Here is a 695-nt window from a genome sequence, read left to right on the forward strand (position 1 = left end):
TCTATGTGCAAAAAATATGAATTAACCAGTGAAATCAAAAAAATCAAACATGCTCTTACTCGAAATATTATAAACCTTTATCGCATTAAAGCTTTAAAAGATTTTGATGATATAAAGGCGGGGTCTTTAGGCGGCTTTATTGAAAAGGAAGTTAACCTATCCCATGATGGCAATTGCTGGGTGTATGATGAGGCTTGTGTCTATGGTCATGCAAGAGTGTATGATGATGCAAAAATACGCCATTATTCTCAAGTCTGTGGTCAAGTTTATGGCAATGCTGAAGTCTATGGAAAAGCTTTTATCTCTCAATATGCTAAAGTTTATGACCATGCTTTTGTCTATGGCAATGCTCATGTTTATGGCAATATTTATGGTAATGCTCATGTGAATGGTAGTGCCCGCGTTCTTGCTGATGCTCATATTTATGACCATGCGCATGTTTCTTATGATGCTACGGTTTTTAGTTATGCACGCGTTTATGGTCATGCCAAGGTTTCTGGCTTGGCCTGTATTTATAGCCATGCAAAAATTTATAATTATGCTGTTATTAATGGTCGTGCAAAAATTTATGGCAAGGTTTATGGGAATGCTTGTGTGAGTGGCTCTTGTGAGATTTATGGCTCTGTTTATGGCAATGCTAAAATCTCATATTGTGCAACGATCTGGGGGCGTGCTTATGGCAATGCAAAAATCAA

The 695-nt window shown here is 37.4% G+C and carries 1 protein-coding gene; it reads left to right on the forward strand.

Annotated elements, in window-relative coordinates; genetic code table 11:
- Window positions 1-3: 3 nt before the first annotated feature.
- A partial coding sequence (locus tag ACFIKQ_RS09075; RefSeq protein WP_375656315.1) for a hypothetical protein occupies window positions 4-695 on the forward strand: 692 nt, incomplete at its 3' end.

The sequence above is a fragment of the Bartonella sp. MR63HLJHH genome (assembly GCF_042194155.1).
Classification (GTDB): Bacteria; Pseudomonadota; Alphaproteobacteria; order Rhizobiales; family Rhizobiaceae; genus Bartonella; species Bartonella grahamii.